The sequence below is a fragment of the Vibrio sp. 10N.222.55.B11 genome (genome assembly GCF_041473705.1).
In the GTDB taxonomy this organism is placed as follows: domain Bacteria; phylum Pseudomonadota; class Gammaproteobacteria; order Enterobacterales; family Vibrionaceae; genus Vibrio; species Vibrio crassostreae_C.
Window position 1 is genome coordinate 1 of record NZ_JBFRST010000188.1, and the last position, 217, is coordinate 217.

The 217-nt window shown below is 45.2% G+C and carries 1 protein-coding gene; it reads right to left on the reverse strand.

The window, feature by feature from the left end; translation table 11 throughout:
* Positions 1-217, reverse strand: a 217-nt coding sequence (locus AB4503_RS25665) for a hypothetical protein (RefSeq protein WP_372115936.1), incomplete at both ends; no start/stop codon positions are given.

Genomic DNA, 217 nt, shown 5'->3' on the forward strand with positions numbered 1-217 from the left:
GTTCCCTTGCCACTAGTTATTTCAAAACCACTGTCCACACGCTCAACAGTTGCTAACCATTCGCCATTACCTTTAACGATGGCTGCACTGCCGTTAGCTTCTAGGTCACCTTCAACTTTTACTAGAGTTTTTTCAAAGTCTCCGTTGCCACGGAAAATGATCTCACCATCCTTGCGTTGTACAGTACCTACCCACTCACTGGTGTTTTCGTCGATAA